Raw genomic sequence first — 23,764 nt, forward strand, 5'->3', positions numbered from 1 at the left:
ATAAAGTTGTAATATCACACATTTTATCAAGTACACTACAATTGAGTGTACATTTGTACCGTTCGATGTTAAAATGACCAACAATTCGTATACCCCCGATACCGTTACCGATGTAGTGCTGATAGGCGCTGGTATCATGAGCGCCACCCTTGGCGTGATGCTGAAAGAACTGCAGCCCGACCTGACCATCGAGATATTTGAACGACTGGATGTGATGGCCGCCGAAAGTTCTGATGCGATGAATAACGCCGGCACGGGCCACTCCGCTTTTTGCGAGCTGAACTACACACCGCAATTACAGGATGGCACGGTCGACATCTCTAAAGCGATCAAGATCGCCGAACAGTTCGAGGTATCAAAGGAATTTTGGTCGTTCCTGATCGATAAAAAGATCATCGCTTCTCCCCGTTCGTTCATCAATGCGGTACCGCACATGAGCTTTGTATGGGGCGATGAGAACGTAAGCTATTTACGCAAACGCTTCGAGGCGCTGTCCAAACATCATTTCTTTGCTGATATGGCGTACTCGGAAGATACCAAACAACTATTGGATTGGATACCATTGGTAATGGAAGGCCGCGACCCGAATGAAAAAGTATCGGCCAACCGTATGGACCTGGGCACCGATGTTAACTTCGGCGCGCTGACCAATAGCTTATTTAATTACCTGAAACAACAGCCAGGCGTTAACCTGCACCTGAGCCATGAAGTACGTGGTGTTGACCGTGATAAAAAAGACGGTAGCTGGCGCTTACGCGTAAAAGACCTTAAAGGTGGTACGAAACGCAAATTGAAAGCCAAATTCGTATTTGTTGGTGCCGGTGGCGGCGCATTGCATTTATTGCAAAAATCGAACATACCGGAAAGCAGAGGCTTTGGTGGTTTCCCTGTAAGTGGACAGTGGCTGGTTTGCCACAACCCTCAGGTGATCGAGCGTCATCAAGCCAAGGTTTATGGTAAAGCATCAGTAGGTTCGCCGCCAATGTCTGTCCCTCACCTGGACACCCGTATGATCAATGGCAAAAAAGCTTTACTGTTCGGTCCTTACGCTGGTTTCTCAACTCGCTTTTTAAAGAACGGCTCCTTGCTGGACCTATTCACCTCGATCAAACCGGGCAACATCTTCCCAATGATCAAGGCAGGTATCGATAACATCCCTTTGACCAAATACCTTATCGGTCAGGTCACCCAATCGCAAGAGGACCGTGTGGCCGCACTGCGAGATTACTTCCCTAATGTGAAAGGCGAGGACTGGGATCTTGATATTGCCGGCCAACGTGTACAGGTGATCAAAAAAGACCCTAAACGCGGCGGTGTGTTAGAATTCGGTACCGAAGTGGTAGCTGCAGCCGATGGCAGTATAGCAGCCCTGCTGGGTGCTTCTCCGGGCGCATCTACGGCGGTATCGATCATGGTACAACTGATCGAGCGTTGCTTCAAAGCCCAGGCCCAAACTCCTGAATGGAAAGAGAAGCTGAAAGGCATGATCCCATCGTACGGGCAATCGCTGGCCAAGAACGCAGCATTGGCCAATGAGACACGTGAGCGTACCAGCAAGGCGTTACAATTAGCATAACGAAAACGTAGATCCGTATAAAAGAAAAGCGCCTCTTATATCAAGAGGCGCTTTTCTTTTATACCAACGCACAAGATCAGTGCTCCACAAAGCTGCCTTTGTGCCGGTCCTTTTGGAAGCTGTAGTACAGGTAAAATAACGCCGGTAGTATGAAAAGGCTACCGATCAACAAGGCCCAGGCTAACGCCGTCATAGTGGCTTGAGGTGCCTGATGTTTCAGGAGCGACAGGTGTTGGCCGTTCTTGAGGATGAGCAGATCAGGGAAATGCACATAGCTCACCGCCAGTAAGATCATACTCGCCTGGAAGCCCGCCAAAATACGCGGTATCACCGTACGCCCGCGGCTGATTAGGAACCACATCACCAGTAATGATATAGAGGCGGCTATAATAGCCGTAAGTCCCACCGCGTTACCTAGTACCCAGGTCAGTAATGGTACATGCTCTACCACCGAGGCTATAAATACTAACCCACCGCATAGTACGGCCACCACGTTCCATAGACGGGCTTTACGGATGAAGCTGTTGCGGTCGTCACCAGGCTTAGCCTCTCCTATCAGGTATACGGATGCCAGATAGCCACACAAGGCCACGGTGAACAGCCCAATGGTCACCGAGAACCAGTTGAGCCACACGAACACGTAAGATTGCAGAAAGCTCGTGCTTTCCGTATCTACACGGCCCGACAGCATGCTACCGGCAATTATACCCACGAACAATGGGGTCACTACACTGGAGTACAAAAAAATGCGGTTATAAATGCCTTGCATCTCGTCTACCACAGCATCATAATTCCTGAACACAAAGGCGGTACCGCGTGCCGTGATCCCCAGCAGCATGACCACTAACGGAATATGCAGGTATATCGACATGGTGCTATAAATGACCGGGAACCCCACGAATAAGATCACCACCGCAATGATGAGCCACATGTGATTGGCCTCCCATATAGGTCCTATGGCCTCATAAGCCGTACGCCGTGTACGGTGCCGGTTAGGTGCGGATGTAAAGAGTTCAATGATACCTGCGCCAAAATCGGCTCCACCCAACACCAGGTAAAGCAGTATGGAGAGCCATAAAAATCCGATGATCACGTATTCCATATCAATTGTGGCTTAAGGTAAGGTCTTTAGTCGATGATGCAGGACGGTCATATAATTCGGGCACCATGCGTATTTGCCTGTATAAAAGGAACACCACCACTATACTGAGCGAGATGTATATGCCTGTGAACAGGTAAAAAGACCAAGCGATACCCGGCATTGGCGTCACCGCATCGGCCGTGCGCATTACCCCTTGTATGATCCAGGGCTGGCGGCCGATCTCGGTCACCATCCAGCCGGCCTCTACCGCAATAAACCCTGTAGGTATGGCGATCACGAATAGGTTTAATAACCACCGGCTGGTCAACCATTGGTTTTTGAACCACAGTGCGATGATGTATAGTACCGACACCAGCATCATGAACATCCCTAAAGCCACCATCACCTGGAACGAGTAATGCGTGATAGGCACCGGCGGTTGTTCTTTCTCTGGGATCTGATCTAACGCCTTTACGGGTTGGTGAAAGTTGTCATACACTAAAAAACTGAGCAGGCCGGGCACTTCCAATCCATAGTTCACTTTTTTATTGGCCGGATCGGGTATACCGCCGATCACCAATGGCGAGTATGGCACGGTATGATAATAAGCCTCCATGGCGGCGAGTTTGGCCGGTTGGCGTTGAGCCACATTCTTGGCGGCCACATCACCGGTGAGCGGTTGTATAATGGCAGCCACCACCGCAAAGCCTGCGGCGATCTTAAATGCTTCCCGGTGGAAGGCCACATTGCGATCGCGCAATATCATCAGCGCATGTACGCCTGCCACGGCAAAACCTGTTGACGCGAATGCCGCAAAGGTCATATGCAGGGCTTCGGAGAACCACGCGCCATTGAACATAGCTTTGATGGGGTCGATGTTGAGGTATTGTCCGTTCACTTGGTCGAAGCCTGCGGGGCTGTTCATCCATGAATTGGCCGACACTACCAAAATACCCGATGCCAGTCCGCTAATGCCCACCACCACCCCGGTGAACCAGTGAAAATAAGGGTTGAGCTTATCCCAACCATATAAAAAGAAGCCCAGGGCGATCGCCTCGATAAAGAAAGCGGTGCCTTCTAAAGAAAAAGGCATGCCAAATATTGGCCCGGCATGCTCCATGAATTTGGGCCATAACAAACCTAACTCGAACGATAGAATGGTGCCCGACACGGCGCCGGTAGCAAAAAAGATGGCCACGCCCTTACTCCAGGCCTTGGCGACGTTCTTATGGGCCACATCACCCGTTCGTAGCCAGCGGTAATGGGCCACGGCCATAAAAAAAGGCATGACCATACCGATGCAGGCATAAATGATGTGAAAGCCCAGCGACAGGGCCATTTGTGAACGGGCGGCTAAGAAATCATCCATATCGAGTTGACATTGTTGATGCAACTAAATTACTGACCATCAATATAGCACGCTCTATTATTTTCAATTTATATTGATCATATATTGCAGATATTCTTGACCATGGCTCTTTTTGGCACGAGGTGATGTTACCATACGAGAGATATTTGTATTTTGTGGAATCAAACATACCATATGCCAACTCAACCTAACACTAATGTAAAGGTCAGCCTCACCGGTATCAGCTCACTGATACTGCTATTTATATTCATCATCGTTTTAGGCCTCGTAGGATGCCCGCGCTATCGCGTGTATACCCAAGAGATGGAAGGCAAGGCCGAACTGCAACGTGCGATCAGCAACCGGCAGATCGCTATCCAAGAGGCACACGCCAAAATGGAAGCTGCCAAGGATCTTGCCCAGGCCGAGATCATTAGGGCACGAGGCATAGCCCAGGCCAACAAGATCATTGGTAATTCGCTTAAAGACAATGAGGCTTACCTGCACTGGCTGTGGATCGATCAATTGGAAAACAACAAGAACTCGGTGATCTACATCCCTACCGAGGCCAACCTGCCTATCATGGAAGCTAATCGCCTGCGAGGCCAGATACAAAAACAGGCACCTACTAAATAAGTATTCTTACATGCGGTCGTTGTAAGGCGTCTATCCTGTATAGAAACTTTCAATTTAGTACCGTGCACGAAAACCATTAACTTGGCCTCAAATACTGAATGATCTATGGAAACTCCTCAAGCAGATATATTTGATCTGGCTCGCAGCAATAAGGCCGAAGAACTGAAGGCCGCATTGACCGCCGAAAATGTGAACATCACCGACAACCGTGGTTCGACACCGTTGCTGATCGCGGCCTACCATAACAACGCTGATGCTGTTAAGGCACTACTGGAAGCCGGGGCAGACCCTGACCGCCAGGACGCGATGGGCAACACCGCATTGATGGGTATCAGCTTTAAAGGGTATACCGGCATTGGCCAATTACTACTTGACCATGGCGCAAAGGTGGATCTGCCTAATGGTAACGGCTCTACCGCGTTAACCTTTGCCGCTACCTTTGGCCACCAGGAACTGATCAAATTGTTACTGGCCCGCGGCGCTAACAAAATGTTACGCGACCGTTCAGGTAAAAATCCTGCGGATTATGCCCGCGCCCAAGGACATCACGAAGCGGCCAACCTTTTATCATAAACATTGACGAGCACGGCCTGTCACTCTCCTGTACTCACGGTACATAGCCTGTTAAAGGCATGGCGATCAAAGACCTTGTACAACAAAGAAGGCCGGTCAATTCTGACCGGCCTTCTTTGTTATGATCATATAGATGATCTATCGAAGATCCACCACTTCAACACCAGGATATTTTTTGGGGTTGAAGGTGAAAGCATCAGCCGCTGCAGGTGCATTTGGCGTAAAGCTGTTCACGGTGTAGGTGTAACGGCTACCGTTCTTATCAAATAGCTGCGCGCTGTAGATCTGTTTCTTCGCCTTATCGATCAGCAATTTGATCTTAAAGATGCTTTGCTTGGCATCGGTCGGGGTCAGCTCGATGGCCTGGTAGGTCTTCCCTCCTTTACTTTGTAAACCCGAAAAAATGTATTTGTACCCTTTCTCGTACACAGTGAAGATCTGTGCCGGATTCATGCCCTCAGCACTAGATGATGCATCGTTCACCTGTACCTCCTTTTGCTGAGGCAAGTAGGTCCACTGCGACTTGCCATCGCTGTAGATCTGGCGTTCCAACACCTTCGACTGTGGCATATAAATGTCCAACTTGTATTTATTGGTCTTGGCCTGGGTAAGCAGGGTACCGCTCTGGCTTTGGTTAACCTTTTCCTGAGGTATCTGTACGTTGATCACAAAATCGGCCTTTACACTATTATAAGAGCGGTATTGCTTGCTTACATCGTTCAGGATGGTCTTTGCGGCGGCGTCTTGCTGAGCGTAGGCTGCAGAACTACCAGCAGCGAGTATAAGGTATAAAAAAAGTTTTTTCATGTTAGATAGGACCGCGTTCGTCATCACCTATACGAAGCGATACATGTCAAGACACATCAAAAAATGCATGCCAAACAGGGATCACTTCGTACCTCGCAATGACGCAGTGGAATTTATTTGTTGGTTAGAACACCGAACTGACCGGATAGTTTAATCGGGCGAACCCTTTTGTAGTTCTTCAAGGTAGCGCTCGAGGCTGTACTCATCGGGATAAAGCACGTCACGTGCCTTACTGCCTTCGAACGGACCCACGATGCCAGCTGCCTCCAGCTGATCGATTATGCGTCCTGCCCTATTGTAACCCAGTTTAAGTTTACGCTGGATCAGCGACGTAGATCCCTGTTGATGTAAAACGATCAGGCGGGCAGCATCATCGAACATCGGGTCACGGTCGTTCAGATCAACATCTTTGGCTGCGCTCGTCTCGCCCTCGCCTAAATATTCAGGCAACAACAAAGCGGTAGGATAGCCGCGTTGTTCACCAATGTGTTCTGATATCTTCTCTACCTCCGGGGTATCCACAAATGCACACTGGATACGGATCAGGTCGCTGCCGGTGGCCAGCAGCATATCACCCCTACCGATCAGCTGATCGGCGCCGCCTGCATCTAAAATGGTACGCGAATCTATTTTCGACAATACCCTGAACGCCAAACGCGCGGGGAAGTTAGCCTTGATGGTACCAGTAATGATATTTACTGATGGACGCTGAGTAGCGATCACCAGGTGTATACCAATGGCACGGGCCAACTGGGCCAACCGGGCGATAGGCATCTCCACCTCTTTACCCGCGGTCATCATCAGGTCGGCGAACTCATCGACCACCAGGACGATAAACGGTAAAAAGCGGTGACCGTTCTCCGGGTTAAGTTTACGGTTAACAAATTTGGCGTTGTATTCCTTCAGGTTACGTACCTGTGCATCTTTCAGCAGATCGTAACGCTGATCCATTTCGATACATAACGAGTTGAGCGTGTTGATCACCTTCTTAGTATCGGTAATGATCGCATCGGCCTCGTCAGGAAGTTTGGCCAAAAAGTGGCGCTCGATCTTTCGGAACAGCGTTAACTCCACCTTTTTAGGGTCCACCATCACGAATTTCAACTCGGCAGGGTGACGTTTGTAAAGCAGTGACACCAAAATAGCATTGATACCTACTGACTTACCCTGACCGGTAGCACCCGCGACCAGTAAGTGAGGCATTTTAGCCAGATCGGCGATGAACACCTCGTTAGAGATGGTCTTACCTAAGGCGATCGGCAGATCCATGGTGGTATTCTGGAACTTCTCGGTAGCCAGTACCGATCGCATGGACACCATCTCGGGGTTCTGATTAGGCACCTCTATACCGATGGTACCTTTACCCGGCATTGGCGCAATTATACGGATACCCAATGCAGCTAAACTCAAGGCAATATCATCTTCCAGGTTCTTGATCTTAGAGATACGCACGCCTGGTGCCGGTATGATCTCATACAAGGTCACGGTCGGGCCAATGGTGGCCTTGATCTTATCGATCTCGATATTGTAATGATTCAGCGTCTCAACGATCTTGTTCTTGTTAGCCTCCAACTCGCCCGCATCAACAGCGATCTTATTCGAACCGTAATTCTCCAACAGGTCAAGCGTGGGGTATTTGTAAGACGACAGGTCCAATTTAGGATCATAGGTGCCGAATTTATCCACCAGTTCGTTAGCGCTTACCTCAGGTGCCTTTTCAATAGCCAGTTCAGGCTGCGGTCTGGTCTCCTCTACGGTTAGCGGGATGTCGTCCTCTTCTTCAGGCACGTCATCATGTACCACAGGAGCGGTATTTTGCGGACTTAAAGTGATGGGCTCATGCATCAAAGTATTGCTGATGGCCGCTGCCTGTGCTAAACGGTCCGGCAATACTGGTGGTGGAGCCACCGGCTCTACCACTGGCCTGCTCAAAGGCTCTTGCTTGAGTCGCTCATTTACGGTACGGATAGGCGGAACGATCGCATCTTCATCGTCGTCCACTTTACGGCGGTTGTTGGCGCGCGGCCATTCCACCGGTTCAAATATCTGTTCTTCTTCTAATTCAATGTTGTCATCACCACCGATAAGGTCATAGGTCTTTTGATCAGTTACGACCTTTTTAGGGCGCTCAGGTAATTTGAAGTCGATATTGTAAGCAATGATGAGTACGGTAAGGGCCGAGAATAACAGCAAACAACCTGTACCGGCCTGGCCGATCTGTGCATTGAGCAAACGTGCGCTCCAGTAACCGAACTCGCCTTCGAGGTAATGCGGGTACTCACCTATGAAACCGTGAAAGAAGCCGATGGCCACTGACAGGAATATCAATCCGAAGAAAGAATAAGCCAGCATTTTATCGACGGCGAACAGCTTGACCTTGAACAGCAATCGATAACCGATCACAAAGAACACCATCACGAACAGGTATGATGCCACACCGAACCACTGGTAAACGAACTGATCGGCCAGTAGGGCGCCCAGCTTGCCCAGCCAGTTCTCCACTACAGGGTTATTGACGCCGTTATCGATCAGTTCCTGCTGGGTCTTGAACAAGTTGCTCCAGCCGCCATTGGATCTGAGCACATAGCTCTGATCGATCTCCCAAGTGAACAGGTAGGATGTGAACGCGATAAGGAAGAACACCGATATCACGAGGCACAACAAGCCCACGATCTTGACCACGCGGCCATCGCCCAGGTTAAAGGTAGGCAAGCTATCGATGCGTGGCCGGGCAGACGCAGCACGCTCTGAACGAGGCTTCCCCCCTTCACGTGCGCGATCCTCACCTCTGGGCACATTACCTCTAAATTGATTTCCTTTTGGCGGCATCTTCAGTAACAGTTAAAGTACAAATATAAAGTTATTGACAAAGATTTTGATTTGGCACGATTTTTAATTTATAGTTTAAACGAAAAGAATTGACTATGGGACAGTTAGAACATTTGATAACCACCGGAGACCTCAACGCCTTAAAATATCTGCTAGCGCAGAATCCCGCTTTGGCCCGGACCGCCATTGACGACGAAATATCACCATTGATGCTATCCTGCTATCACAAAAAGCCGGATGCCACCTCGTTATTACTCAAATACCTCGACCAGATCGACATTTTTGAAGCTGCAGCAGCTGGAAAGTTCGATATTTTGGCCTATTTGGTGTATACCAATCCTGAGCTGGTGCATGAGTACAACGCTGATGGCTTTACACCGTTGGCATTAGCTTGCTATTTTGGTCAATACGAAGCCGCCCGATATTTGATCTATAAGGGTGCTGATGTGAATCAGCCGATCAACGGCAACACCGGTATCCGCCCTATACACTTAGCCGCCGCGGGCGACCAGCTCGACATCGTGCGTATGCTATTAGAACACAATGTATCAATTAACACACAGCATGATACCGGAACCAGCCCATTACACTATGCGGCTCAAAACGGCAACTTAGAGATGCTGGTTGTTTTGTTGGAGAATGGCGGTGATGTATCGCTTCGTATGAACGATGGAACATTACCTGCCGATCTTGCGTTCAACAATGGCCATAAAGAGATAGCTGATATTTTATCGATCTGAGCGTCCGTCCGGTCCCATCATATAAATAGCAAAGCCTCTGTATAATACAGGGGCTTTGCTGTTATCAGAGGTATTGATAGTGTGCTGCAAAACTTTATATTTGACACTGCTGACCAAACAATAGCTGCATAGGGTACATTTAACCATAAACTGAAGTACGAAATATGAAGACAGAGAAAACGGTGATGCTTACCGGTAAACAATACCAGGACATCAAACAAAGTCTCGAAACGGGTTCAACATACGAATATAATGCCGGCACCAACAGTGACCCCGACATCGTACACATCACCGACATTTACTTAGATACCGACCCTGACTTCACCCGAAACCCAACGCAATTTGCCAAGGTGCACAATGACAACTTTGTACAGGTGAAGATCGAGTATGAGCATTAAGATCGGCCTTTGTCGCTCAAAATTTACTTCCCCTTACATAGCTGCTAAATGCGCACTGATTATCTTTGTGCGTTAATATGCTTATGATCCAACGCTTACTCGTTATAACAAGCTTGCTTTATTCGAGCTTGGCCTTTGCGCAGGCTCCTGATACCACTCAACAGATCGTGAGTGGCAGGGTCAATAGCCCCGAACAGCAAAAAAAGCCTTATGTGATCCTCATATCTGTAGATGGTATGCGGTGGGATTACGCCAAAAAGTATGGTGCTAAGCACCTGCTCGACCTGGCAGCGACCGGCGTGCGGGCCGAATCGATGGTTCCCTCCTACCCGTCGGTAACTTTTCCTAACCACTACACGCTGGTGACCGGTTTGTACCCCTCACACCATGGCATTGTGGGTAACAAGTTCTATGACCGCAAATTCAAAGAGAGCTATACCACCAAAGGTAAGACCGTGCTCGATGGCAAATGGTACGGCGGCAACCCGCTTTGGGTACTGGCCGAACAGCAAAAGATGCTTACCGCCAGTTTCTATTGGGTAGGATCAGAAGCGCCGATCAACGGCATGTTGCCGACTTACTATTACAAGTACAACGAAAAGATACCCATCCATAGCCGCATACAAGCGGTGGTGAACTGGTTGAAATTGCCTGCTGCGGCACGGCCACACCTGATCACCTTTTACTTCCCTGAAGTAGATCATGCAGGCCACAACTTTGGCCCAGGCTCCGAACAGGCCAAACGGTCGGTACTATTTATTGATTCGGCAGTGAATGAGTTGAACAAAGCTGTTAAGGCCACCAAATTACCGGTAAGCTTTGTAATAGTGGCCGATCATGGCATGACCGAGGTGTACACCGATAAAGCACTCCCTATCCCGGCCCTTGATACCGCTAAGTTCAAGATATTGAGTGAAGGCGAGATCGCCCACATTTACGCCAAAGACACTACTGCCGTACCCGCCACCTACGAGGCCTTGAAGAAAAGCGCGACCAATTACCGAGTTTTCCTGCGCACTAACACCCCTTTAGCCTGGCACTACAGCAAGGCCACCGACCGCTATGACCGCATAGCCGACATACTATTGATCCCTGATCAGCACTATGTCTTCGCTTCATCAGGTCATAAGATCAATCCCGGCGCACACGGATATGACCCTGATGCCGTGAAAGACATGCATGCCTCCTTTTATGCATGGGGACCGGCCATTAAACAGCATATGGTGATACCTTCATTCAAGAACGTAGAGGTCTACCCCATCGTGACCCGCATCCTCGGCCTGAGATCAAGCACACCGGTCGACGGCAAGGGTACCATTGCCAAAAAGATCTTAAAGTAGAAATTTCATGCAGATCGAGCTGTTAGACCTCGATATAACCGAAAAGGCGGAATGTGATCACATTCCGCCTTTTCGGTTTTTAATTTAGCTCGTTAACCTTTTTTGAGGTGCTTGTAAACGGCCATCAGATCTTCCTCGCCCAATCCATCGTTCATGGCAGCTTGATAAGTGTTGAACAAAGGGGCGCTTAGTGGCTGATCCAGCCCTTCCTCACGCGCCAGGCGCAGATCCTTAACGATGTGCTTTAAGGCGAACGCTGCCGGGAACTCTTCTTTTAATATATTGGTTGTCTTCAGCTTGGTAATGCCGCTGCCCACCGCACCTTCGTTGACGATATTCAGCATATCTTCGGCCTTTACTCCATTGCCGGTTGCAAATACCACCGTTTCGGCCAGGGCCTGCAGGTTGGCCGCCAAAAAATAGTTGATAGATAGCTTCGCGACTGCGGCCTTACCCACCTCGCCTAAGTGTACCGACATCTTTCCCAGCACATCAAGCAGTGGTTTGGCACGTTCAAGATCATCGGCACTGCCACCTACCAACATGATAAGGGTGCCATCCTGCGCCGGTTTAACGCTGCCTGATACGGGGGTCTCCAAAAAAGATGCTCCATGTTTCTGGCATTCGGCTTCCAATGACCGTGAAGTATCGGCACCCACGGTGCTTACATTGATAAATAGTTTGCCTTGCACCTCGCCCGACAAAAGTCCGTCGCCCGAAGTAAAGATCTCTTTAGCGGCGGCATCGTCAGACACCATGACAAAAATGATCTCGTTCTCCTGAGCCAGTTCGCGTAATCCAGGCGCTGAGGTTGCTCCGTTGCTAAGTACGTCTTGTTCCTTATCACGGGTACGGTTGTACACCTGTACCGGGTAATTGGCCTTCAGCAGGTTGTTCACCATGGGCGTGCCCATATTACCTAAACCCGCCCAGCCTATTTTGGGTAGCTGCATATGTTGTAGTTTAATGTTCAGTAAAGGTCAACAAATACCTGGTACATAAGTTTAATCATCAACACGAACAACACCGATTTGCGACACACACTTTTCGCCTTCCTGCTACTGACCGTTAGTTACTGTGCGTTCGGCCAATCGGTGCAGAACCAGGGCTGGCTTTTCATTAATCATAAGCAGCAACTCGACCAGCACTTTGACCTGCTGACCGATGTACAGCTTCGCAGCGCCGACCGTTATGACTACCTGACCACCGTATTGTTGCGCACCGGCATTAGCTACAACTTTAATAAGAAACACTCGGCAGCGTTAGGTTATGCCTACAAGTATGATCAGGAGTTAATGGACGGTGTGTACGACCGCAGTTATGAGAACCGCATATTTGAACAATACCTGTTCAACTTCAAGATCAGACGTACCGAGATGATGTTCAGGGCCCGCCTGGAACAACGTTGGCTCGACGAGCAGACCATTCACTTTGCTCAACGCGGCCGCGCTTTTCTGAGCGCACAGATACCGCTCATTGCCGACAGTGCTTTTACCAAAGGCATGTACGCCGGTGTTCAGGACGAGATATTTTTGAACCTACAGGGAAAGAAGCAGGTGAACAACAGCACGTTCGACCAGAACCGCGCCTTTGTGTCATTGGGTTACCGCTGGAGCAAGAAGATCGATACCGAGATCGGGTATATGTACTGGCTACAGCGCACTGATGAAGCGAATGTAAAGACCAATGTACTGCAACTGATGATCACCACCAGCTTTTAAAGCGATATACATCGCCTACGAGGTCTATCTCTCCCGTTCTCACAACTTTTGTTTGTGAGTAAAATTTAGCGTACTTTGAGAACCCTCACAACCTTTACCTAAATTTAACGTAGAACCAATTGCCGATCAACAAATGACACACGACCTAAATGCTCTTTAACGATGTATATAAGATACGCTCGATGGAAAGGTTCCTTGACCTTGATGTCAGTCGGGAGAGCGAGTTACAGAATATAGTGACCTTAGCCTCAGAGGCCTGCCAGACCTCGGCAGCGTTTATGGTGTTCTGGCATGAAGGTCAGCTGCGTTACCATTTCAAATACGGCTTTTTAGCAGACACGCTTAATGTAGAACAGACCTTTTGGGATATGCCGATCACTCGTGACCAGGTGTTGGTGATCGAGGATCTGTCGGCACACCCGCAACTCCATGACCATCCATTGGTAAAGCAAGAACCGCAAGTAAGGTTTTATGCTGGTGTACCACTGATCACTCATGACGGGCAGAACATCGGGAGCTTGTACGTGCTTGGCCAGGAGGCAAAACCATTATCAGCACGCCGCCGCCGAATGCTTGAACTCTTGTCGCACCAGGCCATAACTATGGTGGAGTTCGAACTGAGTATGGGCGTACTGAGAGAACAGTATTCCGAGGTCAAGAACGCAGAAAATAAATTGAGGTCATTTTTCGAGAGCTCAAAGTCAAGTCATCTACTGGTTGGCCGCAACCTCGAGATCATCACCTTTAACAAGACCTATAACGATATAGCCAAAAGCATCTTCGGCCGATCCATCACCCCCGGAGAACCCGCAACAGATTTCATCCACCCCGACTACCGCACCGATTTTGTAGACAACGTACAAAAAGCCTTACAAGGCGAAAGCATCCAGTTCGAACGGAGTATCAACATCCAGGGACTCGAATCGCGCTGGGCAAAGTTGTCATACAACCCCACCTATGACGCCACGGGCTATATTTTTGGCGTGTCCTTTAACAGCACTGATATTACTGAACGTAAACTTGCTGAAGAAAAGATCCTCCGACAGAACGAAGCCTTACGTAAGATAGCGCACATGCAATCGCACGAATTGCGTAAACCTGTAGCATCCATATTAGGATTAATGAACCTGCTCAAGTTAGAAGAGACCGGATGCAACGCTGAATTATTAGGGATGATGGAGCGCGTGGTAATGGATCTTGACGACATGATCCATCACATCGTTCGCAATACCGAACTTCACGACCATCCCGCCGATCTGCCCGAGACCTTCTAAAGGATCCAACTTCGCGCTCATTCGCCTCACCTGTGGCAGATGTAGCTTAATTTGCTATGTTTGCTTATATCAGGTCACCCATGGCGCAGCATAACATCACACAACTCTCGGTAATTGACCGGGTAAGATCGATCATTGGCGGGTCATTGGGCAACCTGGTCGAATGGTACGACTGGTACGTTTACTCGGCTTTCTCGCTTTACTTCTCGGCTGCCTTCTTCCCCAAGGGAGATGCTACCGCCCAACTGCTGGATACCGCAGGCATATTTGCCATTGGTTTTTTGATGCGCCCGGTAGGTGGCTGGGTAATGGGCGCCTACGCCGATAAGCACGGCCGCAAAAAGGCGCTCACCGTTTCCATATTACTGATGAGTTTAGGGTCGCTGATCATCACGTTCACTCCAGGGCATGACCGTATAGGTATAGCTGCCCCACTATTACTGGTGCTGGCCCGCGTGATACAAGGGCTCAGCGTGGGCGGCGAATATGGCACCAGCGCCACATACCTGAGCGAAATGGCCACCCGCAAAAGCCGTGGCTTTTACTCCAGCTTTCAATACGTTACCCTGATCATGGGCCAGCTGCTGGCTCTTGGCGTATTGGTATGCCTGCAACGCTTCATCCTTACCGATGAGCAATTACACAGCTGGGGATGGCGCATTCCTTTTGGCATTGGAGCCATACTGGCGATCACGGTGATGTACCTGCGCCGCAGTTTGCATGAATCGGCCGTGGAAGTGAAAGCTCAGCATGAACCCTTACGCGGCACCTTGAAAGCGCTGATGCAGCACCCGCGGGCGGTGGCTACTGTGATCGGCCTTACACTGGGTGGAACTGTGGCCTTTTACACCTTTACCACTTATATGCAAAAGTTTTTGGTGATCACCTGCGGATTTACTAAGGCCGGGGCAACTACTATATCTACGATCACCCTATTGGCCTTCATGCTGCTGCAACCATTATTTGGCGCGATAAGTGACCGCATAGGCCGCAAGCCGCTGTTGATAGGTTTTGGTGTACTTGGCTCGCTTTGCACCGTACCATTGATGACCATTCTGGCCAACACGCATGACCAATGGATGGCCGTGCTACTGATCATGATCGCGTTGGTGATCGTGAGCGGCTACACCTCGATCAACGCGGTGGTGAAGGCCGAACTTTTTCCGACCGAGGTGCGGGCCCTCGGCGTTGGCTTCCCTTATGCTATAGCGGTATCGCTGTTCGGCGGTACTGCCGAGTACATTGCGCTGTGGTTCAAAAAAGCAGGACATGCGGCATGGTTCAACTGGTACGTTACCGTATGCATAGCGGTATCGTTGCTTATTTACCTGTTCATGAAGGATACGCACAAGCATTCAAAGATCGAGCACGACTGAGGCGATGAGCCGAGTTCGCGCTCCTTATTTTAATTACACACATCTTCTCAAAATTTCACACTTTTGCAGCATGAGCAAGCTGTGGCAAAAAACTACCAATGTTGATCAGTTAGTGGAGCAATTCACCGTAGGTCGCGACCGCGAATTTGATGAGCAAATGGCCGCTTTTGATGTATTGGGATCTTTGGCCCATACCCAAATGCTGCAAAGCATAGGGCTAATGAGCACTGATGACCTTGAACTGGTGCAAGCCGAGTTGAAAAAGATCTACCAGGAGATACAGGCAGGCGACTTCAAGATCGAGGAAGGTGTGGAGGATGTACACTCGCAGATAGAACTATTGCTTACCCGCCGCATTGGCGAGGCCGGCAAAAAGACCCACAGTGGCCGCTCACGTAATGATCAGGTGTTGGTGGATCTTAAGCTCTTTTTCCGCCATGAATTGCAAGTGGTGGTGGAAGAGGTTAAACAGCTTTTTGACCAACTTATTCAATTAAGCGATCGTTATAAAGATGTGCTTTTACCCGGCTATACCCATTTACAGGTGGCTATGCCGTCATCATTCGGCCTTTGGTTCGGTGCGTATGCCGAAAGCCTGGTCGATGACCTGGAATTAGTGCTTGCCGCCTACAAGATCACCAACAAGAATCCGCTGGGTTCGGCAGCGGGTTATGGTTCTTCGTTCCCGTTGAACCGTACCCTCACCACACAACTATTAGGCTTCGAAAGCCTGAACTATAACGTAGTGTACGCGCAAATGGGCCGCGGTAAGACCGAACGCATCATTGCCCAGGCCTTGAGCTCGGTGGCTGCCACGCTTGGCCGTATGGCTATGGACCAAACACTGTACTTGAGCCAGAACTTTTCGTTCGTGAGCTATCCGGATAGCCTCACCACCGGCAGCAGCATCATGCCGCATAAAAAGAACCCCGATGTTTGGGAGATCATGCGTGGCAAGTGCAACCGCCTGCAGGCCCTACCGACCGATGTAGCCATGATGACCACCAACCTGCCGTCGGGCTATCACCGCGAGATGCAATTACTTAAAGAATTGCTTTTCCCAGCTTTTGCGGAATTAAAGAGCTGCCTGCATATGGCCAACTTTATGTTGCAGAACGTTGAAGTGAAAGCCAACATTTTGGAAGACCCCAAGTACGCCTACCTCTTCAGCGTGGAGGTGGTGAACAACATGGTGTTAAATGGTACACCTTTCCGAGATGCATACAAACAAGTAGGCATGGACATTGAGCAAGGCAACTTTAACCCCGACAAGACCGTTAACCACACGCATGAGGGCAGCATTGGCAACTTACAGAACGAGCAGATCGGTGCGGCAATGAGCAAGTTGGTAGATAGCTTCAATTTCAGCAAGACGGCACAGGCCGTTCAACAATTAGTAAGCTGATCCCTTTCTCGAACAACTCAATAACCCAGTAACTAATAACCGAAGTGAACGGACAGAATCGTAAAGATATTTACCCCGGTTTGGAGGTAGACATCATATTAAAGAAAGATCAGCGCAGCGGTACGCTGACCCGTGGTGTGGTCAAGAACCTGCTCACCAGTGCTGCTTACCATTCACGTGGCATCAAAGTGCGGTTGGAGGACGGGCAGATCGGTCGCGTTGCTCATATTGTTGACGAGGAAGACTAAAACAATTTGGGGTTCAGTATATTTATGCCAGATACACCATGTCAGCTACCCCGAACAATACCCGTAAAGCACCATTCCGTTTCGACGCACATCACCGCCTGATCCTGGCGCTTGTGGTGGGCGTTATAGCAGGCTATACCTTCTCGAGCCTGCTCCCTGGTACCGAAGCCATTTTAATGACCTGGATATGCTTTGCCATATCGCTGATCATCCCAGAGTGGATCACGATACTGAGCGCGCACCCACGTGATGTAAGGCATTATGCTTCGATCCAAGATTCCAGCCGGACGTTCATATTCCTTTTTGTGGTGGGCGGCACGCTGATCAGCCTGCTATCGATATTCTTTTTAATGCGATCGCCTGAGAACGCCAGCCCATCCCAGGTCACCTTTCACGTGTGCATGACCATTGGCTCGGTGATCACTTCGTGGTGGCTGGTGCATACGGCATTCACGCTGCGTTATGCCCACGTTTTTTACGACACCCGCGACGATAACGGCAAGAAAGTAAATGCCGGCGGTTTGCGCTTTCCCGAAGAATGCGAACCGGACTACATGGACCTGGTATATTTTTCGTTCAATCTTGGCGTAGCGTTCCAGGTGTCTGATGTGGCTACCACCAGTCCACGTATGCGCAGGCTGGTGTGGATGCACAGTTTGATCGCGTTCGTGTTCAATACGGCTATCGTGGCTCTGAGCATCAATATCACCTCAGAGTTGCTGTCAAAGCATTGATAAACACATCGCACCAGTTATAAAATTATCGCCAAAAATTGGATGGTAGGCCTCAGGCTATACATTCATGACAGTTATGTAATTACAAGTTACACTGCGGTTACATAAAGTTAGCGCGAAAATTTCGGCACACCAAAGCGTATACCTACCTTTACACCGCCAAAAAGCTCGGCTTTATGGCAACGAACCTAATTGATCAAGATGTCGAAACGCATTTTAGTGCTGGATGATAACCAGGATATCCTGGAAGTGGTGAACGAAGTGCTTTCGTACGAGAACTTTGAGGTACACACCACCTCAACAAGTCAGAACATTTTAGAAGTAGCTCATGAATATCACCCCGACCTGGTGATACTCGATTATCTGTTGCAGGACGGCAACGGCGGCGATATATGTAAACAGCTTAAAGCCGACGAAAAATTGAGCAACATTCCCGTGATCATCTTCTCAGCTTACATTAACCGCGACGTGGATTACCCGGCTTTTGGCTGTGAGGCAGTGATCCCAAAACCATTCGACCTCGATGAACTGGTGAACAAGGTGAACGACCTGACCAAGCAGAACTGACCTCCGCACCCACCGATCGTCCTTACTTTCGATACACGTCCAACATCCTTTGTATCATAAACGATACATTTATCACCACTCACAGGCGCTACTGAGCCGTTTTCTTACTTAGTTAAGACAATGGCACGCAATTGGTATAAGTTATAACAACTAAATAACTGAACTACCATGAAAGCAACCAATACCACCGAATTACTGTTAAAGACCATCGATATAGAATTGAAGAAAATGTTGCAGCAAGATCTGCAAGCATACCGTACCGCTCAGGTTAAAAAACAGAGCATACAACAGGTAGTTAAACAAGCTGCCTGATCAATATATCATCTACCCTATGTAAGCGGAAAGAGTTTTTGTAGAATGCAGGAACTCTTTCTTAGTTTAAAGAGTACTTGCTGACGCACTAAAGCGCATATATAACTCTACCAACCAATTGCCGAGATGAAGAAGAAGATCATGATCATTGAAGAGGACGTGATAGAACTGAACCGTTTATCACTGCTGCTGGGTTTCAGAGGGTATGAGGTATGTCCGCTGCACCGCTCATATAAAGTATTCACAGAGATCACACGGTGCGAGCCCGACATTATTTTGCTGGATGCAGAACTGTCATCTATGGATAGTGCAGTGGTATCACGGGCATTGAGCACCATGAACCAGACACGTGATATACCGGTGGTTATGATCGCGGTGGAGCAAGGCGAGGAAAACATCACCTATTGCATCAGGAAAAAAGGTCATAACCTGACCAGGAGAGGCGACCTTGATGTGATGTTAGATGATCTGGGTTTAGCAATGGCCAGCTAAATGGCAAGATCACCAATCCATTACCCGGGCGTGCATACGTTTGATGTAGTTGCGCACATCAAGCACTATGCCGGCAAAAAAATAGAAAGCCAAAGGGAAACCTACCGCCAGGAACGACGAGTAGATAAAGAACAGGCGTATCTTGGCAATGGAAACGTTGAAGCGCTCGCCGAGATAAGTGCATACTCCAAAGGAGTAGCGCTCAAAAAAGGTCAATATCCGCTGTATCATGATCTGTTGGTATTTAATATCTGATTCCCGATCCCACAATTCAAACACTTTTTATGATCGCAGTACTTGTTCTTTAACTGGATCAGCGCCTGCGATGCAAATGCATTGTTAGCTTTAACTCCCATTGCCTTAAAGTCGTTCACGATGTTGTTGTGCTCGAGCGGCAGATTCTCAAGCAGCTTCAAAGCCTGGTCAACATACTTTTCAAGCTTCAAATGATCACCGTAAGCGAACAAACATACAGCAACGGTATTCAGCAACAAAAGATCAACAGATGAACCGCCCAGGTTCTTTGAAGATGGTTTGCTTTCCTTCCCGAACCTGTAATGATCTTTCCAATAATCATTTACAACAATATTACTAAAAAGTTTGCGCAATTCGGCAACACTGCTGGTCTCTAACACTTTAGAGAACAAATGACTGGATGCCACGGTAAGTGCCGCGAACTGTGCCAGCCTGATGGTCGGGAAATTGGACGGGCGCAAGCGCATGAACTTCCATAAGTGCTGCTCGATCGGTCGCAGGCTATATTTCTTTTGGAGGAAAGCATACTCCGTGCGTAATCGTACCGGATACTCTTCCGTTAGGTCATCGGTCAGCATACCCGCCTGGCCAAAGATCAGGGCTTCTACCTGCAAACCATTGTTCTTGTGCTTGGCCAATATGGTTTGCGGTAACGACCGGGCCAACAACTCGAACGGCAGTGCATTGATCTTAAAGCCAAAGTTAGCGGCAAGATGCTGGTAGAAGGTCTCCTCCCAGTTGCCTCTGTTCACCTCAAGCGTACGGATCACTGCTGCGGCCTTGTCCTGCAAGCGTTCTATCGTCATGCGGGTAAGCCAGTTATGCAGGGTCATCTCGCTTACTGTGCCGATAGCGCTTTCGCAGGGAATGGTCCTCTTCAACCCATAAATAAGTTGATGGTAGCGCAGATACAGATCTTCAGGTATACGGCCCTGCAGTTCCAAGGCAGGTAATACCCGGCCCGCTGCTGTTACGATAGGGTGATCTCCCTGATGCACCACATGCAGGATCACGTTATTGTAGGCATCATCGGTATCATGTCCATGTTTCAGCCAGTCGCCCGGCGAGGTATGGATCTCCACATTACCCGCCCAAACCGTATCGCCTATCTTCAACCGGGCATTTTGAAAATCAGGACCTGAATTGAAGTTATGGATACCCGCGTTCAGGATCTCGATCGGTTCGCCCGCGGTGGTGCGCAGATCTGTCCGGTCGAACAGCTTGAATTTCCATACGTAATGCAACAGGTCTTCGGTGAGTAACACGCCACAATATACAAATATCTGTCAAGCCATCGCGTGCACGGTCAACTCCAAATTAAGTTCTGTAACAAAGACGCTATAGCTTCAGCTTGTCAGGCGATCGGCATATCTTTAAAGTTCACATAGCTAACTTAATTAATGAACAAACTATTACTCACCCTGGCATTTACGGCCGTGGCTGCGGGCAGTATTGCGCAAACCCGTCCCGACAGTACTGCACGCCGCACGGCTATACCCGGTGGCTTTGCCGGTGCCGCTCAGCAACGTGCGCAACCCAAGCCTTACAAAAGTGTGATTACCGAAAAGGCGGTGACCCGCAAAGGACTTTTCAAGACCCACAAGATCGACGACAAATATTACTTTGAGATCGGCGACAGTATCCTTAACCGTGATATATTGGTAGTGGCGCGTATATCACGCGCTGGTGCCGAGGTACGCGCAGCGGACGGCTATGCCGGCGACCAGATCGGCAGCACCGTGATCCGTTTTGAGAAAGGGCCAAGCAACCGCATCTTTTTGCGCAAGGTATCATACCGCGTGTACAGCCCTGATAGCACCAAAGCCATGTACCGTTCAGTGCAGCGCTCCAACATACAGGCTATTGCCGCGGCGTTCAACATCGCCGCTTACTCACCTGATTCGAAAGGTTCGGTGATCGACATGACCGATTACATCAACAGCGATAACGAGATCTTCTTCTTCAGCTCTCCGCAGTTGAAACAGCGCATCAGGCTGGGCACACAGATCGCCGACCGCAGCTATATAGAGAATGTTCGCAGCTTTTCGAACAATGTGGAGATCAGCACCGTGAAGACGTATGGTCTACTGGCAGCAGCATCGCCTTTCGGTCGTACGACTGCACCGGTACCTACCGCAGGCGGTGCCAGCGCGGCCAATGGCTCGGTGACCGTGGAACTGAACACCTCGTTGCTGATGTTACCTAAAGTGCCGATGAAGGGTCGTTATTTTGATCCGCGTGTAGGCTACTTCACCAGCAACTATACCGACTTTGACCTGAACCCTCAGGGCGTAAAGGATGTACAGCTGATCGCACGCTGGCGCCTGGAACCAAAACCCGAGGATATGGCCAAGTACAAACGCGGCGACCTGGTAGAGCCAAAAAAGCAGATCGTTTACTACATCGACCCTACCACTCCTCAAAAATGGATCCCGTACCTGATCGCCGGTGTTAACGATTGGCAAAAGGCGTTTGAAAAGGCTGGCTTTAAGAACGCCATAGTGGCTAAGGTGGCCCCTACCGCCAAGCAGGATAGTACCTGGAGTTTGGATGATGCCAGCCACTCGGTGATCGTTTACAAACCATCTGAAACGGAAAATGCCAGTGGTCCGCACATCTCTGACCCTCGCAGCGGCGAGATATTGGAGACACATATCAACTGGTACCACAACGTAATGAAACTGGTACATGATTGGTATATGATCCAAACTGCGGCAGTTGACCCTCGGTCCCGCAAAATGACCTTTGATGATAAATTGATGGGCGATCTGATCCGTTTCGTATCATCGCACGAGGTGGGCCACACTCTTGGTCTGCGCCACAACTACGGTTCAAGCTCTACCGTACCTGTCGAAAAACTTCGCGACAAGGCATGGGTCGAGGCCAATGGTCACACCCCATCCATCATGGACTACGCGCGCTTTAACTATGTGGCTCAACCTGAGGATAACATTACCGCTAAAGGCTTGTACCCACGTATCGGCGACTATGATAAATGGGCCATTGAATGGGGTTACAAATACCTGGGCGACAAAGGACCTGATGCCGAGAAAGAGACGTTAAATAAGATGACCATCGAAAGTGCCAAGAACCGCCGCTTGTGGTTCGGCACCGAGACCAACCCTGATGACCCTCACTCGCAAAACGAAGATCTGAGCGACAATGCCATGGTGGCCAGCACATACGGCATCAAGAACCTGCAACGCATCGTGGTAAAATTACCTGAGTGGACCAAAGAGACCGCCGAAGGTTACGATGACCTGGAGAACATGTACAACCAGCTGACCACTCAATTTGGCCGTTACATGGGCCATGTAAGCAAGAACATTGGCGGTATATATGAGAACCCTAAGACCAGCGATCAAGCCGGCCCGGTTTATGAATACACACCGGCCGCCACCCAGCGCGAGGCCATGGCTTTCCTGGATAAGCAACTATTTACCACCCCTACCTGGATGCTGGACCGTACCGTGTTAAGCAACATCGGCGCTAACCCATTGCAAGTGGTTTACACCCGCCAGGATGCCGTATTATCGCGTTTGGTGAGTGCACGTACCTTTAATAAGCTTATCGCCTTTGAGGCCAGCGAAGGTGCTAAGGCCTACAAGGTGACCGACCTGATGAACGATATGCAAGGCAACATCTTCCGTGAGGTGAAAAGCAACCAGGCCATTGATGTATACCGCCGCAACCTGCAAAAGCTTTATGTTGATAAGCTGATCGCTATGGTGAAGCCCGCCCCTGCCAACGCCGCTGCAACCCAAGTAGTGTTTGGTGGCCGTGGCGGTGCCGTTCAACGTGAATTAGAGCAAACGGATGCTATATCGGTAGCCAAAGCACAACTACGCTCGATAGCCGCGCTGATCAAGAACTCGAACGTTACTGACTCTATGAGCAGCTATCACTTACAAGATCTGAGCGATCGCATTGCCGAAGCGCTGGATACTAAAAAATAAGCAAGCACGATCTGACAAGCACAAAGCCGCCCTGTAATTGGGCGGCTTTTTTGTTTTAGGTGAACATCCCGGTCATGTCGAAGAATTTCGGCACCC

The 23,764-nt window shown here is 49.4% G+C and carries 23 protein-coding genes; 16 read left to right on the forward strand and 7 right to left on the reverse strand.

Features of this window, described 5'->3' with window-relative positions; all coding sequences use genetic code 11:
* Positions 1–73 precede the first annotated feature (73 nt).
* A complete protein-coding gene (locus LLH06_RS14635) occupies positions 74–1,576 on the forward strand; it encodes a malate:quinone oxidoreductase (protein WP_228170039.1) in 1,503 nt (500 codons plus the stop codon).
* Between the two features lie 76 nt (positions 1,577–1,652).
* Here LLH06_RS14635 and LLH06_RS14640 read toward each other — a convergent pair whose 3' ends face one another.
* Positions 1,653–2,678: a cytochrome d ubiquinol oxidase subunit II gene (locus tag LLH06_RS14640; RefSeq protein WP_228170040.1), complete on the reverse strand. Its 1,026-nt coding sequence runs from the start codon at positions 2,676–2,678 to the stop codon at positions 1,653–1,655.
* 1 nt (position 2,679) lies between these two features.
* On the reverse strand, positions 2,680–4,026 hold the full coding sequence (locus tag LLH06_RS14645; RefSeq protein WP_228170041.1) for a cytochrome ubiquinol oxidase subunit I: 1,347 nt from the start codon (positions 4,024–4,026) through the stop codon (positions 2,680–2,682).
* A 174-nt stretch (positions 4,027–4,200) separates the two neighbouring features.
* Between LLH06_RS14645 and LLH06_RS14650 the strand changes: the two genes are divergently transcribed.
* Both LLH06_RS14650 and LLH06_RS14655 read left to right on the forward strand, forming a co-directional pair.
* Positions 4,201–4,641 (forward strand): hypothetical protein, encoded by a 441-nt coding sequence (locus LLH06_RS14650; RefSeq protein WP_228170042.1) that lies wholly within the window; start codon positions 4,201–4,203, stop codon positions 4,639–4,641.
* Between the two features lie 105 nt (positions 4,642–4,746).
* Entirely contained in the window at positions 4,747–5,214 is a 468-nt protein-coding gene (locus tag LLH06_RS14655; protein WP_228170043.1) for an ankyrin repeat domain-containing protein, read from the forward strand.
* 138 nt (positions 5,215–5,352) lie between these two features.
* On the opposite strand, the gene LLH06_RS14660 is transcribed toward LLH06_RS14655, so the two are convergent.
* Complete coding sequence (locus LLH06_RS14660; protein ID WP_228170044.1) at positions 5,353–6,021, reverse strand: LolA family protein; 669 nt, start codon at positions 6,019–6,021, stop codon at positions 5,353–5,355.
* A gap of 150 nt (positions 6,022–6,171) precedes the next feature.
* Complete coding sequence (locus LLH06_RS14665) at positions 6,172–8,850, reverse strand: FtsK/SpoIIIE family DNA translocase (RefSeq protein ID WP_228170045.1); 2,679 nt, start codon at positions 8,848–8,850, stop codon at positions 6,172–6,174.
* Positions 8,851–8,945: 95 nt separating this feature from the next.
* Between LLH06_RS14665 and LLH06_RS14670 the strand changes: the two genes are divergently transcribed.
* From LLH06_RS14670 to LLH06_RS14680, 3 genes are all read left to right on the forward strand, one after another.
* Entirely contained in the window at positions 8,946–9,590 is a 645-nt protein-coding gene (locus tag LLH06_RS14670; protein ID WP_228170046.1) for an ankyrin repeat domain-containing protein, read from the forward strand.
* Between the two features lie 164 nt (positions 9,591–9,754).
* Positions 9,755–9,988: a hypothetical protein gene (locus tag LLH06_RS14675; protein ID WP_228170047.1), complete on the forward strand. Its 234-nt coding sequence runs from the start codon at positions 9,755–9,757 to the stop codon at positions 9,986–9,988.
* A 113-nt stretch (positions 9,989–10,101) separates the two neighbouring features.
* Positions 10,102–11,328 carry an alkaline phosphatase family protein gene (locus LLH06_RS14680; RefSeq protein WP_228170048.1) on the forward strand — a complete coding sequence of 409 codons (1,227 nt, stop codon included), beginning with the start codon at positions 10,102–10,104 and terminating at the stop codon, positions 11,326–11,328.
* Positions 11,329–11,420: 92 nt separating this feature from the next.
* On the opposite strand, the gene LLH06_RS14685 is transcribed toward LLH06_RS14680, so the two are convergent.
* Positions 11,421–12,281 (reverse strand): NAD(P)-dependent oxidoreductase, encoded by an 861-nt coding sequence (locus LLH06_RS14685; RefSeq protein ID WP_228170049.1) that lies wholly within the window; start codon positions 12,279–12,281, stop codon positions 11,421–11,423.
* A gap of 78 nt (positions 12,282–12,359) precedes the next feature.
* Here LLH06_RS14685 and LLH06_RS14690 point away from each other — a divergent pair, with 78 nt between their 5' ends.
* The 9 genes from LLH06_RS14690 to LLH06_RS14730 all read left to right on the forward strand — a co-directional run bounded on the left by LLH06_RS14690 (position 12,360) and on the right by LLH06_RS14730 (position 19,457).
* A complete protein-coding gene (locus LLH06_RS14690) occupies positions 12,360–13,049 on the forward strand; it encodes a DUF2490 domain-containing protein (protein WP_228170050.1) in 690 nt (229 codons plus the stop codon).
* 149 nt (positions 13,050–13,198) lie between these two features.
* The gene (locus tag LLH06_RS14695) at positions 13,199–14,323 is read left to right on the forward strand and encodes a GAF domain-containing protein (RefSeq protein WP_228170051.1); all 1,125 of its coding nucleotides are present in this window, start codon (positions 13,199–13,201) and stop codon (positions 14,321–14,323) included.
* A gap of 80 nt (positions 14,324–14,403) precedes the next feature.
* Positions 14,404–15,699 carry an MFS transporter gene (locus LLH06_RS14700; RefSeq protein WP_228170052.1) on the forward strand — a complete coding sequence of 432 codons (1,296 nt, stop codon included), beginning with the start codon at positions 14,404–14,406 and terminating at the stop codon, positions 15,697–15,699.
* A gap of 70 nt (positions 15,700–15,769) precedes the next feature.
* Complete coding sequence (gene argH / locus LLH06_RS14705) at positions 15,770–17,104, forward strand: argininosuccinate lyase (protein WP_228170053.1); 1,335 nt, start codon at positions 15,770–15,772, stop codon at positions 17,102–17,104.
* A gap of 44 nt (positions 17,105–17,148) precedes the next feature.
* Positions 17,149–17,352, forward strand: coding sequence for a YwbE family protein (locus LLH06_RS14710; protein WP_228170054.1), 204 nt, complete (start codon positions 17,149–17,151; stop codon positions 17,350–17,352).
* Positions 17,353–17,390: 38 nt separating this feature from the next.
* A complete protein-coding gene (locus LLH06_RS14715; RefSeq protein WP_228170055.1) occupies positions 17,391–18,086 on the forward strand; it encodes a DUF1345 domain-containing protein in 696 nt (231 codons plus the stop codon).
* A gap of 201 nt (positions 18,087–18,287) precedes the next feature.
* Complete coding sequence (locus tag LLH06_RS14720) at positions 18,288–18,653, forward strand: response regulator (protein WP_228170056.1); 366 nt, start codon at positions 18,288–18,290, stop codon at positions 18,651–18,653.
* Positions 18,654–18,821: 168 nt separating this feature from the next.
* Positions 18,822–18,965: a hypothetical protein gene (locus tag LLH06_RS14725; protein WP_228170057.1), complete on the forward strand. Its 144-nt coding sequence runs from the start codon at positions 18,822–18,824 to the stop codon at positions 18,963–18,965.
* 126 nt (positions 18,966–19,091) lie between these two features.
* Complete coding sequence (locus LLH06_RS14730) at positions 19,092–19,457, forward strand: PleD family two-component system response regulator (RefSeq protein WP_228170058.1); 366 nt, start codon at positions 19,092–19,094, stop codon at positions 19,455–19,457.
* Between the two features lie 9 nt (positions 19,458–19,466).
* Here LLH06_RS14730 and LLH06_RS14735 read toward each other — a convergent pair whose 3' ends face one another.
* Together LLH06_RS14735 and LLH06_RS14740 are read right to left on the reverse strand one after the other, a co-directional pair.
* Positions 19,467–19,688 carry a PspC domain-containing protein gene (locus LLH06_RS14735; protein ID WP_228170059.1) on the reverse strand — a complete coding sequence of 74 codons (222 nt, stop codon included), beginning with the start codon at positions 19,686–19,688 and terminating at the stop codon, positions 19,467–19,469.
* Positions 19,685–20,977 carry a DUF2851 family protein gene (locus LLH06_RS14740; protein ID WP_228170060.1) on the reverse strand — a complete coding sequence of 431 codons (1,293 nt, stop codon included), beginning with the start codon at positions 20,975–20,977 and terminating at the stop codon, positions 19,685–19,687. Before LLH06_RS14740 ends, LLH06_RS14735 begins: the two co-directional genes overlap by 4 nt.
* A 135-nt stretch (positions 20,978–21,112) precedes the next feature.
* Here LLH06_RS14740 and LLH06_RS14745 point away from each other — a divergent pair, with 135 nt between their 5' ends.
* Positions 21,113–23,668: a zinc-dependent metalloprotease gene (locus LLH06_RS14745; RefSeq protein ID WP_228170061.1), complete on the forward strand. Its 2,556-nt coding sequence runs from the start codon at positions 21,113–21,115 to the stop codon at positions 23,666–23,668.
* Positions 23,669–23,764 lie beyond the last annotated feature (96 nt).

The sequence above is a fragment of the Mucilaginibacter daejeonensis genome (genome assembly GCF_020783335.1).
GTDB lineage: Bacteria > Bacteroidota > Bacteroidia > Sphingobacteriales > Sphingobacteriaceae > Mucilaginibacter > Mucilaginibacter daejeonensis.